General features: G+C 34.2%; 14 protein-coding genes. 4 read left to right on the top strand and 10 right to left on the bottom strand.

What is annotated here, in order from left to right:
- Positions 1–318: 318 nt before the first annotated feature.
- Positions 319–1,398 (bottom strand): GntR family transcriptional regulator, encoded by a 1,080-nt coding sequence (locus ACWNMZ_RS05895; protein ID WP_251629269.1) that lies wholly within the window; start codon positions 1,396–1,398, stop codon positions 319–321.
- Between the two features lie 273 nt (positions 1,399–1,671).
- Between ACWNMZ_RS05895 and ACWNMZ_RS05890 the strand changes: the two genes are divergently transcribed.
- Positions 1,672–2,406 (top strand): nuclease-related domain-containing protein, encoded by a 735-nt coding sequence (locus ACWNMZ_RS05890; RefSeq protein ID WP_449598360.1) that lies wholly within the window; start codon positions 1,672–1,674, stop codon positions 2,404–2,406.
- A gap of 408 nt (positions 2,407–2,814) precedes the next feature.
- Here ACWNMZ_RS05890 and ACWNMZ_RS05885 read toward each other — a convergent pair whose 3' ends face one another.
- Positions 2,815–3,702 carry a DUF2971 domain-containing protein gene (locus ACWNMZ_RS05885; RefSeq protein ID WP_031536472.1) on the bottom strand — a complete coding sequence of 296 codons (888 nt, stop codon included), beginning with the start codon at positions 3,700–3,702 and terminating at the stop codon, positions 2,815–2,817.
- Between the two features lie 380 nt (positions 3,703–4,082).
- Positions 4,083–4,679: a DUF5677 domain-containing protein gene (locus ACWNMZ_RS05880; protein WP_042356887.1), complete on the bottom strand. Its 597-nt coding sequence runs from the start codon at positions 4,677–4,679 to the stop codon at positions 4,083–4,085.
- A gap of 165 nt (positions 4,680–4,844) precedes the next feature.
- Between ACWNMZ_RS05880 and ACWNMZ_RS05875 the strand changes: the two genes are divergently transcribed.
- Both ACWNMZ_RS05875 and ACWNMZ_RS05870 read left to right on the top strand, forming a co-directional pair.
- Positions 4,845–5,147 (top strand): DUF771 domain-containing protein, encoded by a 303-nt coding sequence (locus ACWNMZ_RS05875; RefSeq protein WP_031536474.1) that lies wholly within the window; start codon positions 4,845–4,847, stop codon positions 5,145–5,147.
- An 85-nt stretch (positions 5,148–5,232) separates the two neighbouring features.
- Positions 5,233–6,336 (top strand): site-specific integrase, encoded by a 1,104-nt coding sequence (locus ACWNMZ_RS05870; RefSeq protein WP_251629273.1) that lies wholly within the window; start codon positions 5,233–5,235, stop codon positions 6,334–6,336.
- 205 nt (positions 6,337–6,541) lie between these two features.
- On the opposite strand, the gene ACWNMZ_RS05865 is transcribed toward ACWNMZ_RS05870, so the two are convergent.
- The 3 genes from ACWNMZ_RS05865 to ACWNMZ_RS05855 are packed head-to-tail and all read right to left on the bottom strand — an operon-like array spanning position 6,542 to position 11,484.
- Positions 6,542–7,507: a coiled-coil domain-containing protein gene (locus ACWNMZ_RS05865; protein ID WP_251629274.1), complete on the bottom strand. Its 966-nt coding sequence runs from the start codon at positions 7,505–7,507 to the stop codon at positions 6,542–6,544.
- 13 nt (positions 7,508–7,520) lie between these two features.
- Positions 7,521–9,380, bottom strand: a complete 1,860-nt coding sequence (locus tag ACWNMZ_RS05860) for a hypothetical protein (RefSeq protein ID WP_251629275.1) — start codon at positions 9,378–9,380, stop codon at positions 7,521–7,523.
- Positions 9,361–11,484 (bottom strand): SMC-Scp complex subunit ScpB, encoded by a 2,124-nt coding sequence (locus ACWNMZ_RS05855; protein ID WP_109768755.1) that lies wholly within the window; start codon positions 11,482–11,484, stop codon positions 9,361–9,363. Before ACWNMZ_RS05855 ends, ACWNMZ_RS05860 begins: the two co-directional genes overlap by 20 nt.
- 521 nt (positions 11,485–12,005) lie before the next feature.
- Here ACWNMZ_RS05855 and ACWNMZ_RS05850 point away from each other — a divergent pair.
- Positions 12,006–13,424 (top strand): ApeA N-terminal domain 1-containing protein, encoded by a 1,419-nt coding sequence (locus ACWNMZ_RS05850; protein WP_031536479.1) that lies wholly within the window; start codon positions 12,006–12,008, stop codon positions 13,422–13,424.
- Positions 13,425–13,773: 349 nt separating this feature from the next.
- Here ACWNMZ_RS05850 and ACWNMZ_RS05845 read toward each other — a convergent pair whose 3' ends face one another.
- From ACWNMZ_RS05845 to ACWNMZ_RS05830, 4 genes are all read right to left on the bottom strand, one after another.
- Positions 13,774–14,307 (bottom strand): helix-turn-helix domain-containing protein, encoded by a 534-nt coding sequence (locus tag ACWNMZ_RS05845; RefSeq protein ID WP_051640932.1) that lies wholly within the window; start codon positions 14,305–14,307, stop codon positions 13,774–13,776.
- Positions 14,308–14,381: 74 nt separating this feature from the next.
- A complete protein-coding gene (locus ACWNMZ_RS05840) occupies positions 14,382–14,843 on the bottom strand; it encodes a UPF0158 family protein (protein WP_048717064.1) in 462 nt (153 codons plus the stop codon).
- A gap of 59 nt (positions 14,844–14,902) precedes the next feature.
- The gene (locus ACWNMZ_RS05835) at positions 14,903–15,334 is read right to left on the bottom strand and encodes a hypothetical protein (RefSeq protein WP_251629276.1); all 432 of its coding nucleotides are present in this window, start codon (positions 15,332–15,334) and stop codon (positions 14,903–14,905) included.
- A gap of 5 nt (positions 15,335–15,339) precedes the next feature.
- Complete coding sequence (locus ACWNMZ_RS05830; protein WP_251629277.1) at positions 15,340–15,870, bottom strand: hypothetical protein; 531 nt, start codon at positions 15,868–15,870, stop codon at positions 15,340–15,342.
- Positions 15,871–15,967 lie beyond the last annotated feature (97 nt).

Genomic DNA, 15,967 nt, shown 5'->3' with positions numbered 1-15,967 from the left:
AAAGGGTATACCTGATCAGCTATAAGTTGATTTGTACACCCTGGATACCAGTAATCTAGTAAAATCTCAGAAGTAAGGAAAACTATTAAGCTCCATTTAAAAATGTTGTTTCGTCACTTTTTTAAAAGCGCTTACAAACATCTTATATTATCCCAATCCACAAACATATACTAAACTTAGTATATAATATACCTTTTATACTTTTTTGATTGAAAAGTCCTACTTATTAGAAAAAAAAGGAAAGTATTTGAACGGGAGGAAGGGGACAATTTTAAGACAAAAAAATAGCCACCATGAATGAGGTAGCATACTCTTTCCTTATTTTTCATTTCCTGCAGCAAGCACTACATTTACCGGGATAAAAATTCGTTTCGGATCGTATTCGCCAGCTAGTTGTTGCATCAATAATTTCACCGTATCCTTGCTGCATTGCTGAATATCCTGTTGTACAAAAGTTACACCTTCTATTCCAGGCCAATCAAAAGTGACTAACTCTATTGGACGAAAGGACTCTTTTTGGACTTCTAAAATAGCGCGATATGCATACTGTGCCAGTTCTGCATTCATCGTAAACAGGCAAGCCAGCTGATAGTTTTCCATTAAAAATTGTTTAATCAGTGCAGGCGTTTCATCAGCCGATATTTTATCAAATGGCAACGTTAGCCAAAGATTTTTATCAATTGTAATTCCTTTTCTTAAAAAAGCTTGTTCAAATCCTTTTGCCCGTTCTTCCGTCACCGTGTTTGTTATTAATGGAGAGATAAGTGCAATCTGTTCATGCCCTTTATTCAACAGATAAGAAATAGCCTCAAACGCTCCTTGCGTATTTTCTGAACTTACACTATAGGTAGAAATATTCTTCATATATCGATCAATCAATACGAGAGGAAACTTGTCTAACGTAAGTCGAAGAACCGCTTCATTATACGTTTCTTTTTCTGCTGGAAAAATAATAATCCCTTCCACCCCAATAGCACGAAACGTCTCAATAGCCTCTGCCTCTTTTATCTGTGATTCTCTAGAAATCTTAATGACTAAGTTATACCCTCGTTCCGTCACATACTGTTCAAGGAAACTAACAAAATCCTGTTCCACCTTCGTCTTCATCGTTGGAATAATTAACCCAATCAACCCACTTGAAGTTTGATTCTGAGCCATTGAACCTGTAAAACTACTTTCAATGACAAACGTCCCTTTCCCCTTGATCCGCTCCACAATTCCTTTATCAGCTAAGCCAGCTAGTGCATTCTTGGTAGTAATTTGGCTAACATGGAATTCATCCATTAATTCCTTTTCAGAGGGAACTCTGTCTCCTACTCTCCATTTTCCTTCCTTTATTCGCTCTATTATTTTGTTTTGAATTTGCTGATATAATGGTTCATTTTTGATTGTACTCATCCTCCAGGGCTTTTTTGTTTATTTATTGGATAATATATATTTACTATACTAAGTTTGGTAGGAAAGAGAAATGGGGAGTATGAAAGAGTTGTTTTTTTGGAAGTAGTGGAGTTATATCTTTCTTTATTCCCTCCAAGTTTAAGAAATAATAATACAAATATATTAATAGTCAAAAATACTGGATTTCCTTATTAAGCATACCTCTATTCAAGTTTGTCCATGTAAGTCGATATTAAAGTATAATGAAATATTTCCCATAGAAAGAGGCAGATCATGTTTTTAGATTTTCTATTTAAAAATAAGAAAGACAACATTAATAATAATATGAAAGAAACTCCAATCCCTGTAAAAAAGACAAACAACGCGACAACAAAAAAAAAGGACGACCGAACTGCAGTTAGAAAAGGTGAACTTGGAGAATACAAAATCGATATTCAACTATCCCAACTATCTAAAGATTATATGTACTTAAGTGATTTACTAATTAAAAATCCTAAATCATCAACGGGATATTCCCAAATTGACCACATCATCATAACCCCTTATGGTTTATTCGTAATTGAAACAAAGAATTATCAAGGCACTATTTATGGAGGCAAAAATAAAAAAACTTGGTTAATCAATGGTAAGTTTAAAATGATGAATCCTTTAATGCAGAATTATGGTCATATTCAAGCTCTCAAAAATTTTATAGAAGATAAATACCAGCAATACTTTATTTCATTGGTTTCCTTTACAAAGAGATGCACTTTTAAAATTGAGGAAGAATTGAGAAAGATTCATTCTAATGAATTGGTAATTTATGACGTTGAATTAACTCATTTTATTAATAGAAAGGTGGCTGTTCTTAAATTACAATACAAAAAGCCGATTTTTCTAAAAAATGAGATTGAGACGATATACAATTCACTTTTGAATGCTAATATTACAGACGCTGCAATTAGAAAGCAGCATATAGATATTATCAAAGAAAAAAGAACATCACTGATAAAAAGAAAAGGAAACTAAATGTATAGTCTGTCAGAAACCAGTATCTGATAAAGTAAAATCCTTCTGTTTATCTAATAAGAAGTTCCAAGGAAAAATTTATTGTTTTGAGCATCAAAAAAGTTTATGAAATAGAAGGAAAACAGAAGTTAATATCCATTTAGATAATAGAATCATTAGTCTAAATGGATACTTAGTACAAAAGGAAACTAAATTTTTTGATACTGGTGGTCGGGGTCGATATAGTTTGATAGTTATTGAGTTTATAAGGTTTTTTACTAGTTATGTGTAAAATTTGTGTAAAAAGATTTAGATGAGCAAAATTTATTCAAGAAAGGTAAGTTTAATATCTTAAAACATTCATACCTATTCCCTAAGTTTATTTGTAAATCATAGTATTAGGAAAATACTTGATCCACGCTTTGCGTTTTATAAAGAAATTATTTTTGGTACAAGTTCAAAGTCTTCTGAGGTTGGATTTAATTCCATTTTATAAATTGGAATATTTAAAGTAAAAGCAATATTAACCAATCGGACTATATGTTCGTCTTTGCATTTATAACCAATATAAATTGCTGATGGGTTTGCTCTCATATAATCAGCCTTAAGAACATTTGCAGGTTTCATTACTCTAAATTCTTGTTCGTATTCCCACTTCTTCTGTTTAATGTAACAAGTTAAGATTTGAACCCATAATAACATTAAATTATCAATTAATATTTCATTTTGTTGTTCTTTAATAGCATTTGCGTAATTATCCTCTACATTAATTAAAAAGCCTTCAAAATACTCCGTAACATCTACTCGTCCCTCTAAATATTGTACCGGAAATAAAGATGGGCTAAGTTCTTTATTTTTATTAAAGTCTGTTGAGTAACTTACGCAAAAACCATGATGATTATTGGAATAATGCGCCCACATTGGTAAATTACTAATCCCTGACTTTGAAAAGGATGCCAATCTTGTATATTTTATTTTATCTTCTACAAAACTTTCATCAAAGAAAAATCCAAATTTGTATTTTTTCAATCTCCCAACATCATAATAATAGGATCGATTATCAAAAGGGTCATTAAAATCACTTGCATATGATAGGTATACTTCTCTGTTTTCTAATGTTGTAAACTTCATATTATTAAGTTCCTCATTGTTAGTTAACGAGTAATATTTATAAACCTCATCAGGAACATGTAATTTTATTATTTTATAAATCGTATTAAAAGCATCGTTCGGGAAACGATTTAGGACTTCTAAAGCTTTTAAATAATCCATTGGATTTTCTTTAATATATTTTTCTCTTTCTTCATTTATATCCATAAGAATCCTCCAACATGTAAAATAGCATTAGGTTAAGACCCTAGAGTTAATCAGAATGCAGTAATAGACAATCATAAACATTTTATTTCCTTTTTCCCTCTTTCATTAAGCGTCCACTTTCATTTAGTTGGATTTTCTTGCTTCGTATATGGAAAGTATAAATTATTAGATTGAATTATGAAAGAGAGTTTTGCTAGCTCGGGCTTTCTCTCTTCTTGTATTAAGTGACCCTGTTTATTAGTTATATGCTGCAATAGTCTAATGAAAGTAAGAGAATAAATTGTAATAGCAAGATTCAACAACTTTTCTTCAAGTACCGGATCAGTTCTTGATAAATCCAAAATAAAAGCAACTGTATTAGGAAGATTCTCAATTGGATTTCAATAAACTTCTAATGAGGAAAAATCTGAATGCTCGTATTTGCTTCCCTCTCTATAAAACATCATGTAGTGAGCAAATAAGAGTTCATCAGTTAAAGCCATTCCCTTTATGTTTAACAGTTTTGTGTCAATACCATCTTGAAGTTTACCTCTAGTTTTCTTTTTTGTTGTAAAGCCTTCATTTTTAAGAAGCTCCTCATATTCTTTTATTCTCTTATCTAACTCTGGAGGGGCTTCCTTAAGCCAGCCATTTTTCAATGCCTTCTTAATATCGTAAAAGAATGAAAGCTCAGCTTTAGTAGGTTGTATCATGTAATTTTTATATCTTTCTCCATCATCATCATTACATAAGTAATCAATTAACATTGCGTTGTTTAGCATTGACCTTACTAATACATAAGCTTCCTCAGCATGGTTATTTTCAATTAATAGCAAAGTACTTTCCAATAAGTTTGATTGTTTTGCATAAAGTGTAATCACTTCACGAAAATACTCATAGCCTTCCATTATGATATATGGATTATCTTTTTGAAGAAACTTTGTAGTAATTTCATCAATTAAATAATTGGCATACTGGATTTTTTCATCCTTATTCATAGAATGGCCTCCACCAATATTTTTACAGGTTTCTACCAAATATGCAGGTGAATTAGTTTTCACCTGCATATACATTACAAATATTTTATTTATTCAATTTAAAGTTTACCCATAATATCAAGCAAACTTTGGTAGCTATCTACATCAAATTCACAACTACTCTCTGTGAGTTTAAATATTCCGATTCCAAACGATACAGTAATCATTTCAAAGGTAGAGCTTCAGGAACTGAAAAAGCTGCAATTAACAGGGGTCTATTGGTCTATGAAAGATCTTGAAAAGAGAGTTAATAGAAAAAGTGAGTGGATAAAGGAAAATATCCTATATCCGACAAGATTCCGAAAGATACTTGACGTTGAAAATGGAGGTTTTGTTTTCTACCCGAAAAGCAAAGGTCAAACATGGTCCTTTCAAGCATCACAAATGGCAAAGTTTTTAGACGAAAATTTTGACCGGATTTTTGCTTAAAACCTATCATTCTACCATATTACCGAGCGCAGCACCTTACTGCGCCTGTTTACCCCAACTATCAATAGTGAGGTGACATCATAGAATGGCAAGTATACAAAAACGGGGTAAAACCTATCAATTTACTGTAAGTCATATGGTAAACGGAGTATCAAAGCTGATAAGGAAAGGTGGATTCAAAACCAAAAAGGAGGCACAAATTGCAGCAGCAGAAATAGAAGCGCAATTAAGTAAAGGAATTTTACCACATCTAAAGCCAATGCCGTTTGATGAGTATTTCGAAAAATGGGTGAATCTTTATAAATCCAATTTAACAAAAACAACAAAGCTTCATTACGATTATACATCCAAAGCAATTAAAGAATATTTTGGCGGTAGGCCTTTACAGGAAATTAAGCGCCATGACTATCAATTATTTTTAAATAAATTTGGCGCGGATAAGGCACGAGAAACAGTAGAAAAAGTAAATACGCATATCCGGGGGTGTGTTCAGGATGCAATTGAGGAGCAAATTATCCAGAATGATTTTACTAGGAAAGCCGTATTAACTTGGACAAATCCTGCAAAGAAACCAGAAGAAAAACATTTAAATTATTTAGAAACTAAAAGATTGCGTCAAGCGATTTACAAGCTGTTAGACCAAGGGTTAGGGTATTATTTAATATTACTAGGCTTGACTTCTGGTGCACGTTTTGGAGAGTTAGTCGGACTAACAAGAAAGGATTTCGACTTTAAACATAACACAATAAAAATTGATAAAACATGGGGTTATGCAAAAAGGCATCCCGAAGGTTTTGGTCCGACAAAAAATGAAGCATCCATTCGTACGATCAAATTAGATATAAAAACAATGGCCACATTTAATAGACTCTTTGAGATATTACCGCCAAATATGTATGGGTTAGTTTTTTATAGCCCTGAGTCAAAATACAAAGTAATCAGTAACACAAATGCCAACAAGCTCCTTCGTAAAACCTTAGAAGGCCTCGGGATTGATCCGATTACAATGCACGGACTGAGGCACACACATGCAAGTGTCCTACTATATAAAAAAGTCTCCATAAATTATGTAAGTGAGCGATTGGGGCATAGTGATATCGAAACCACTTATAAGTACTATTCCCATGTGATTAAAGAACTTCGTGAAGAAGAAGAAAAACAAACGATTAGTACTTTTGAAAATTTGTAAGCTCAGAGACTTAGCTCTGAGCTTTTACTACTCTATAGCTAATTCCATTAAAGTACCCGTATGTACAAGTTGAGTTTAATACTTAAAAGTGTATAAACCCGTCCAAAAATAGAACAGGGTTAACACTTCATGTGACACTTTTTTCCATCCCGGTTATTGGTCACATGATAGCAAATATCATATAGAAGAGGAACACCACGACTCTTTATAAAAAATAGTTAATCCCAATAACAATCACTTCGATTGCCACGATAGCCAAGAGGAAATTCAGTTTCCATTTACTTTTTTTCTCTACATTTTCTAAATCTTCTTTGCTGGACATCCTACTTGAAATCAACCCTAGTATGTCATTACTTTTTTTATTAAGAGCTTCCATATGTTCGTGCCACTGTTGGAGTTCCCGTTTCATATTCTCATGATGTTCAAAATGTTTTGCGTCCGAGTATTCTATTTGCTGGGTAATTTTATTGATGAGTGCTTCTTCTCGAACCGTCAAAATAGTTTTGATCGAATCTGAATGTCTTTGAAACATTTCTTCGTATCGCTTATGCATCTGTTTCAGCTGATTTTCCATATCTTGAAGGGCCGCCATATGAGAAGCAATTTTTCCTTCTGTTAAGGCTAGCTTTTCTTTTGTTAGCGTGACATAGGCCTCGTTTTGCTTTAGAAATTGTATATTTCTCTCGTCTGAATTCGATAGTTTCTTTGTAAATTCGGTTACCTCGCTAGAAACATTTCCAATAGCTTGTAACGTGTGACCCAGCAAATCCTTGGTCCTATTCTCAACAGTTTGCTGCAATTCTAACGTTCTTTCGTTAAATAACTGAATGCTCTTTTGCAGCTCTTCATAAACAAATAATAGCTGAGTCCTTTCTAACTCTAGGAAATCCTGGTTTTTTTGAATGATATGGTTTTGCTTTTCTTCCAAATAGCCTTTTATTTCCTTTTGTTGCGATTCCATCTGACGAAATAACATACTCGCTCGGCTACTTATATTTTCGGCTTCTTTTTTAAAATCGTTTGAATGGCTTACGGTTATTTCAATGAAACTTTTTTCTAGTTTTTCGATTTTGTCTTTAAAATCATCATAAAAAACATCTTCATTTAACTTTTTTAATTCATCGACTGCCCTATCGTATTCACTCTTCGTTGGTAAATGTGTTTTCACCATATGATTTTTCGCCTCAGTTTAAAGATTCAATTATTTTCTTCCCGTCCTGTAATAAAAGCTGCAGATACTGCGATGCAAGCCAGCGTTCCTTCTCATCTCCGTATAGAAAATGATACTGCAGCTCCGCTTTATAATTCATCCAATGCTTAATAAAATAGCTTTGTAACTGTGTCGCATGTTCCCGGTCTTGATTCCACATTTCTAAGATTTCTTGATAGTGGCTTTCAAACCTTCCCTTTTCCTCCTGGTACATTACAAACAGCTTCTCTCGTTTTTTCTTTCTCTCCTCGCTTACAAACTTTAAATCTAAAACCTGTTTCTCCAAAAGTTCTACCTGATTTTTCACTTTATTATAGATGGGCTTAATGAGGTGATTAAAATTTTGATACATCACATTTACCCAATCAAATGCATAGTCCGTCGTCTCATAAAAAGCCTTCTTATAGGTTTTCTCAAACCTAAAAGCATCAAACATTTTTTCAACTTTCGGAATCGGATAAAGATAAGGCAGCTCTAACTGATGGGTACCTGATATTTTTAAGATGCTCGCTTCTTGTTTAATTGCCCTTAGTTTAGCATCCAATTCCTTTTCCAATCCAAGCTGTAATTTGGATGCCGCTTCATTAATAGCACTTGCTTTCCGATCACTATCCGTGTAACGAATATTTTGATGAATCCGGTGCATAATCGCATCAGGATTTACATCTTGAAACCTAATTCTATTCATGAAGTCTTGATAGAGGTCTAACTCCTTACGTATATGCTCGTATTGTTGAACGTCCGCTTCCTGTTCCTGCTCAAACATAAAAGTTTGTCGTTCTATGAATTTCTTATATTTATCTATTTTATCTTGCTGCTGTTCCAACTCTTGTTTACTTGCTTCTTCCGCTTCTTTGTACAATCCCATTAAACGATTGAAAGATAGTTCATTGACTTCCACATTCTCTAAATCCTCTTGCAAATTCTCCAAAATCTCTGCTATGATATATTTCATTTTTTCGTATAAAAAAGGTTCTTTTTCCCGAATCACATTCCAAGAATTACCCAAATCAATCGGATAAATGGTTTTAGAAAGGTCGAGATCCATCTTCAAAACACGATTTAAAACCTTTGCATAATCAGCAATTAAGTCGTCTGCTGAGACAATCAGGCCGTTCTGGATTTTTCTTCGAATGTTATCCAAAGATAATGCCCGTGTAGGGATGACACGAAAATTACTAAGTTGCTCATACCAGTTTTTGATCCCTTTTAAGGTATATTGCGTAAAGGCAGTTAGTTGTGTCGCATCGTCCACCAGTAAACAAACTTCACTTAACGGAAGCCAGTGTTTTATACATTGTTTTACGTGCTCTACTTCTTTTAATTCGGCAGACTCTATTCCCGGTAAATCTACAATATTAATATGAACATCTCTTTCCTCGAAAAAATAGAAAGGAATCTCAACCGTAACCGGTTCTACAGAATAAGCTCCTTCCTGTTCTACATTGAAACGAAGGGAGTGCAATTCTGCTTCTAATTGCTCTCCCGTTAGTCCGACTCTCTCATAATGATTTGGCAGTCGTAAATGGAAATATTCATCTTGCGACCGTTCATAGCGCATCACCGTTACCGTAGAGGACTCGCCTAATTTTCTCCTGCCCCTAAGCCACGTGGATAACTGCTCAAGCTTGTCCTGCTTAATCCCTAACAAATAGAGTATTACCGTCGTCTTCCCTACTTGGGTGGGTCCGTAAACTGATATCAACAGCTCTTTTGAATAAGTGGACTCCGAAATCTCTACATCCAACCTTACGAAATGGTCGATGAATTCCTTTTTCGCTTGAAAGGCCCATTCAAGTCGATTTTGATGAAATTTAGTGAATGTAGGATTCATTTCTAAAAGCCAACTCCTGCATCTCACCGCACAGATTTTGTAAGCGACTGATGCGATGGTCCAATTCATCCAGTAATCCGAAGTTTTTATCCGTGCCTTTTCTCGCGTGGTAGGTATCGATTAATTTCTCTTCCATTTTGTCTAGGATGTTATTAATCGTTGCAATAATAGATTCTTCTTGTGCGTTAGCAAACAAATGAAAGATTTCTTTCGATAGTTGGCTTCGCTCAAATTTATATTTTTCAATTCGTTCTGATCCTTTATTAATTGCAAGGCCGCTACCAACTGCGCCAACAATGAGTAATCCAATTGGTGCAGCCGCTGCTGATGATACGCCTAATGATGTTAACAAACCTGTCAAGGCACCAAATGTATTGACCGTTCCATCCAATGCATCAATTCCAAAAAAGATGGCAGCACCTTTTACCACAGTAGACGTAGATACAGCTAAATCCTGAAACTCCGCAATCAACTTGTTGGATTTATCCAAGATTTCGTTTTTTACATCTTGATCTAACCGATCAAATTTTTCATGTTCTAAAATGAGGCTGGCAACTACCATCTCTTGTGCAATCCCTACCGCCACAATTGGCAAAACTTTTAAATCGTCCCGAGTTAGTGTTATCGATAAGTCACTTACCCCTAAATTCATGTAACGGTCCATATTAGTTAACGCCGTCTCAATCACACTATTAGTATCCACTGCTGCATTGCTTTTTTCCAAAAGGTTTACAGGAGCAAGCAACGGGTTGACGGGTTTTTCGAGTTTTGTCTGAGTGGTTTGCGTTTGTAAGGAACGGGTTTCATTCGCAACAAAAGACTCTAAAGCATTAATTAGTCTTCTTTCTGCCTCCACCTCGTTTTTGCCTTTCCACTTTTCTTTAATCTCATTTTTAAATAGAAGCTGTTCTTCAAAAGTTCTCTGCTTGATAAATGCAGATTTAAACTTATCTAGAGGACTATATTTCTCTGATTTGATTGACTCATCCATTTGAACTGAACATTCGTTCACGTGCGCGGTAAGTGTTCTGTTTACGACATTCCTAACCTCTTTGGTTACCTTTTCGCGATATTGACGGAAGGCATCGCGAATTTCATATAAACCGAGTTGGCTGCTATTCTTCTCATTTTGCAGATGTTTTTTTAGGGTATCTGCTTTAATCGAGTTGATCTCCTCTTCGAATGATGATGATAACATAATGAGTTCACTCGTTAGAGAAGTCAGCATATGCATCTGCATTGCATATCCGCTAGCATTGGTTAAGGAATACTGACGAATCGCATGTATGATTTTTTCCGGATAGTCCTTTAGATCCTCACTTGTCCCGGTAAAAACAAGCCGATCAGCTTCATTGAAAGGGATATTGTACTTACGAGATAAATCGTTTATTAAGTGCTCTCTCTGCTCAGGATTTAGTTCCTCCGCAAAAGATAGAGCAAAGACTGGGGCACTTTCTCTATAATCCAATGCTATTTTTTCAATCAATAATTGTTGATCCAACTGTGCCAGTTTTTTATGGTTAAAAACAAGCACAACTGACGTGGAAAGTTTTAAAAATGTCTCTAAGTACCTTTGAGATTTTTGATTTCGCTCTTTTTCAAATCCAGGTAAAAGAACTAAAGAAATTTCAGTATTGAAATATCGCTGTGGGAGGCGAACTTCAAGCCATAGCTCATCCATCTCATTATCTGCCGCAATCTGATTAAACTCTGATAACGTTACTTCGATATCATGTAGTTCAAACATGTTAGCATGGTTCCGAATGGCACGACGGACGAAATATTTAGGAAAACTGATCCCTTTTGTCTCGGTAAAGAGTACAGGTAATACTTCTCCACGTCCTGCATCGGATGGAAGTAATGTATCGTCTAATTCATATAAATGGCGAAGAATTTTTGTTTTTCCGACGCCTTGTAAACCGGTAATCGATAGGATAGTTTTGTCAATTGTTAACTTGGCCATGTTTAATTTAAAGAATAATTCTTTCATTTTCGTAAGTATGGCATCTAGTTCTGTTGTTTGTTTCACGCGATGTGCTTTTGCAATAATTTCATTTAAGGTTAAACGCATTTGGTCAATGACAATATCAGGGCTAGTACCCAAATGTGAAATGAATTTTACTGTCATAATCAATCCCTCTTTTAGATTAGTTTGTTAGTAAACACATAATTTTAATAGTAAAAGATACCATAACAATATTTTACCATTTCAGTCCCCTTTAGATGGAATAAACCTATTCATTTATTTTTAAACTTTAAAACTGTATAAGAGGGTGTCCCACTAAAGCCGTCATTCAACGACCTGTTGGGACACCCTCTTACCTGTTTATATATTCGCACAATTTTTTAATCGATAAGTACTTGGCACTTATCAATAAGGTTTGCTTTAGAGAAGTTGATTAGGAAGAAATGGCGAAACAGAATATGCAGCATATGTACGTGTGGTTTTATTAAAAAACAGACAAATACTGTATCCGAATTATACTGAGCACTTACTTGTAAAGCCTGAAGAAGACGGTAGAAGAGATTTTGATAATGTTATTGATAAAATCAAGTTTTTATGAAAGAACCACCTTAAGTAACATGTTACTATTAAGATAAAACAATAAATAAAGGATGATCTAAATGGAAGTCAGCCTTTCAGCAACTGGAACTTGGAAAATAGACAACTCAGAAAAAGAGTATTATGGTGACTTGTACCTAAATAAGGATGAAGGAGGAATAGCTCTTTATATTCGAATACCTAACAGTGGACCAATTATGAGTTTTTTAGAACTTCCACTTGAAATACCTTTTATTAAAGGCTCCACAATGAATGGAGCAAAAATAACTTTATTAGACTGTATAAGAATAAAAACTGAGAGTAGAGTTGGTTCAGAAGAAGTTTTTGGATATCAGGCAAATTATATGCTTGATGGCGTTGACTTTGAAACTACGGATGATATTAGATTTTCAAAAATGAGAATAAGCATACCTGGAATAATAGAATGGGGAGATATTTCCAATTATTTAAGGCCAAAATACGATGGTAAAAGTGACATTTTAATAGAGCTAGACATAACTGAACCAATAGAAATTTATTCTAACGATGAATATTCCTTATCATATTTTTTAGATTTCTCCTCTCCAGGTTTTAATCTTACTCAGGAAGAGATTACTTTAAAACAAACTCCTTATCTGATAGTTGAATCTAAGTCTCTTCAGCGATTGAAGTGGTTTATGAGTAAGGCCAAACAAATGAAAAGACTTATTGAAATAGCGATGGCGGAACCTTTTAGTTTTGATAAAGTGATACTAGAATCGCCTGAGATTTATTATGAATTTGATGATGATGTAAAACATAGTAGACCAATAGAGGTTATTCACGCTTTTAAAGAAAGCATCAGCAAAAATAAAAATAAGCGACGCAGACTTAGACATGATTTTCTTTTTAGTTTAAATGAGCTAAGAAATGCTAACTTCTCAAAATGGCAAGAAATATCATCAATCATGGAACCAATAATAGAGTTGTATATAGACAGTATATATAACGAGAAATTATCTATTAGTCGCCATTTTCAAAACATGGTACAAGCACTAGAAACATACCACTCACGTAGAATATGCAATACTTTACCTGATTTTAAGAAAAGGGTTGAACAGTTAATCTCTATTAGGCCTAAAGGCTTTAGGGATGAAGATAGAAAATTTTTACTAAATGGTAGTCATAAGTACGTAACTTTAAGAAGTCGTTTAGCTGATTTATTAATAGCAGACTATACTTTCTATTTTTATACTGTTGATATAAACCATCTTGACTTTCCCAAAGTAATTGCAGACACAAGAAATTATTATACTCATTATGATAAAAAGCTTGAAGATAGAGCTCTTAAAGGTGAAGACTTAATAAATGGTTTCTATATCCTCCGAAATATTTTAGAGTTTTATCTACTAAAAGAATTCGGTTTTGAAGAAGAATTTATTCACGAAAGAATTAGAGAAAGAATCAAGCCTATAATAATAAGTAACGATGTAAAGAAAGCCGATAAAAATAAACAATATTAGTAAATATGCTTTAAAAGCGCTCCTTTTGTCGGAGTGCCTGGTATTTTTTATGTAATCTTTCTAGGAAGTTATTTAGTGGTTGTAGACTGTGGCGAACTGCAACCTTTTTAATCTCTTGATTTTTCTCTCTGTGTAACACCAGAGATATTAGATGGCCACCCTTTAATCAACAAGTGCCTGTCATTAATCAAATTACTTTCCTAATATTGTCAAAGTGGGGAAAAGAACGGTATCAGACAGCAAACGGTCTAGTAAGTTTATTTCTTGGTTACCTCATTTTCCACCATGAAGAATTCTGGGAGTAACGAAGTTTGTATCTTTTGCAATGACAACCACGCGTTTCTCCCCTTTATTCTTCAGCTAATTCAACTTCCCAATCGTCACCAAAATCTTCTCCAAGAAGTTGAGCTATTTCACCCTCAGTATCATCATTTTCTCTTTGCTCCTTGAGATACTCAAACTCTTCAGCTGGAATGAACCATTTCCCACGATTGGATAATTGCTTACCTGAAATCTTTCCGTCCTTAATCCAATTGCGAACAGTTTCTGTTGATACGCCATAATAATCGGCCACGGTTTTGGTATCTATATACCTTACACCATTTTCATCTATTGTTTCCTCTGAAAGTCCAATAACAACTGGTTTTACAGCATGAGATGTGATTGGGTGATAACTGGCTTCAGAATCACTTACAACATCATCTGCATTTTCTGCTAAAAATGTAATAGTGGTGTCTTTTAACCTTACTGTAACAGAATGTTCCTTAAGCGTATTAATGGCCTTTTGCAAACGTAGGCTCTGCTCTTTTTCTTTCGTCCCCTTCAAAACTTCCTCCAAGTCGTGAATGACATCAGCAATTCTTGATTCTCCTTCATTAATCATTTGGCTAGCACCTCCTTATCCCTAGTATAACCAACCAACCAAATAAGCAAAATAAACCAAAAGATTAAAGCCACTCAAATTATATAGTCAATGCCTTTCCTCTCACAAAATCCCTTAGCTATTTCCTTATATTCCAGATCCCGGTAATCATCCCATGTATAAGTCATTCCCAAACGATGGATATTGTCCTTAAATCGTCTGAATGCTCCCTTTCCACGAATTGAGTTGAGTAATACATCCTGCATTTTAACATCCGAAAGGCTATAACAAAAACTTTCCATCATATCATACTCATAAATATCAAATTGAGAAGGAAGTGCAGCATACTTTCCAAAACTCTCTACTATATCCAAGGCTATTTTCACTTCATCTTGTTGCCATTCAGATAAGTGTTCATAGTCCTCACTATCTTCAGCAATTAATAGAGCCTCTTGTGAGACATGGACGATTTCACCAGTATCTAGATTAAGAAATGATCGGTTATCATCCGATTGCATTTCCATTCCCTCAACTATATCTTCAAGCTTCACCCTCATAGACATTTATCCCTTCTAAAAAATAGTTTCGATTAAATCCTTCATTCCAATTTTCTTATCTAACATTTTGAATTCCAATATTCCACAAAAGCTTGATAACCTTTTTCAGTTATAAAATATGGAATCAACTGCTCTCCCTTTAGCTTATATGAATAAATGGAGGGTTTACCCAACCGAAATGCTTTTTCTATTCTGTGATTGCCATCTATGATAGAAAATATTCCAGGACGGATTTCAGCTTGGACTATAATACTATCTATATTAACTGTAGGTAAATGGTCTTCATTTAAAGATGAATGATGTCCATGCCACTTAAACCATTCATTAATATCTACGTATTCTTTATCAACAACTAGTTTCCCACAATGAATGTCTTCCAATATTCTAGATATATTAAAATGAAATACTCCATTTCGAAATATTTCATCGTTTTCCTTAGCAGGACAAGGAACATATAATTTCTTTAGACGAATTTTTCTTGATTGAGTCATCAATTCTATCCCCTTCCAACTATCAAGAACTCCTTCAAATGATGAATCGATGATATTACTTCAAGAAACTGTCTGCGTTTCTTTGAAATTTCTACATACTCCTCGTATATCAATTCTTCATAATCAAAACTTTGGTTGCTATCCATTGTATCGTAGTATTTTTTGTATAAAACGTCCATTACAGCTTCATTCTTTTGTAGTTTTTCTGATACAAGGAATTTTTGCTCCTTGTCTCCCTGATACACATAGATTTCTGAGCTAAGTTCATCTCCTCCTCCAATAATATACCGGGAAAGTTGATATTCAAATAAAAAGTAACTTTCATGCTCCATATAAATAATCATACAGTTTCTAACAGCTTTAGATAAACGATGAAAATCCCGATCATAATCGGAATTTGACTTAGTATTTATTACTATACCTGCTTTTTTACACTCTTTACAAAGATGTTCACGGTGACCTCTACCACTAAATTTTTCATTAGGCAGAAAGTCCCCACATCCTTTGCAGAAATGGCCTCGTTTCTTACTTCTCACTCATAAAACTCCCCATTAATAGTTATTCAAACCTTACCTACTTAATATTTTATCACCTTCGTAAAACCAATACGCTATTAAGCATATTCATTCAGGA

Source organism: Niallia sp. Marseille-Q9988 (assembly GCF_976954375.1).
Note: the sequence above shows the minus strand (reverse complement) of the source record. Positions and strands in the feature narration are given on the sequence as shown.

Coding starts and splice junctions, on each gene's coding strand:
- ACWNMZ_RS05865 (WP_251629274.1), bottom strand. CDS start 7,507: ATGGTGAAAACACATTTACCAACGAAGAGTGAATACGATAGGGCAGTC.
- ACWNMZ_RS05860 (WP_251629275.1), bottom strand. CDS start 9,380: ATGAATCCTACATTCACTAAATTTCATCAAAATCGACTTGAATGGGCC.
- ACWNMZ_RS05870 (WP_251629273.1), top strand. CDS start 5,233: ATGGCAAGTATACAAAAACGGGGTAAAACCTATCAATTTACTGTAAGT.
- ACWNMZ_RS05835 (WP_251629276.1), bottom strand. CDS start 15,334: ATGACTCAATCAAGAAAAATTCGTCTAAAGAAATTATATGTTCCTTGT.
- ACWNMZ_RS05850 (WP_031536479.1), top strand. CDS start 12,006: ATGGAAGTCAGCCTTTCAGCAACTGGAACTTGGAAAATAGACAACTCA.
- ACWNMZ_RS05885 (WP_031536472.1), bottom strand. CDS start 3,702: ATGGATATAAATGAAGAAAGAGAAAAATATATTAAAGAAAATCCAATG.
- ACWNMZ_RS05880 (WP_042356887.1), bottom strand. CDS start 4,679: ATGAATAAGGATGAAAAAATCCAGTATGCCAATTATTTAATTGATGAA.
- ACWNMZ_RS05845 (WP_051640932.1), bottom strand. CDS start 14,307: ATGATTAATGAAGGAGAATCAAGAATTGCTGATGTCATTCACGACTTG.
- ACWNMZ_RS05890 (WP_449598360.1), top strand. CDS start 1,672: ATGTTTTTAGATTTTCTATTTAAAAATAAGAAAGACAACATTAATAAT.
- ACWNMZ_RS05840 (WP_048717064.1), bottom strand. CDS start 14,843: ATGAGGGTGAAGCTTGAAGATATAGTTGAGGGAATGGAAATGCAATCG.
- ACWNMZ_RS05895 (WP_251629269.1), bottom strand. CDS start 1,398: ATGAGTACAATCAAAAATGAACCATTATATCAGCAAATTCAAAACAAA.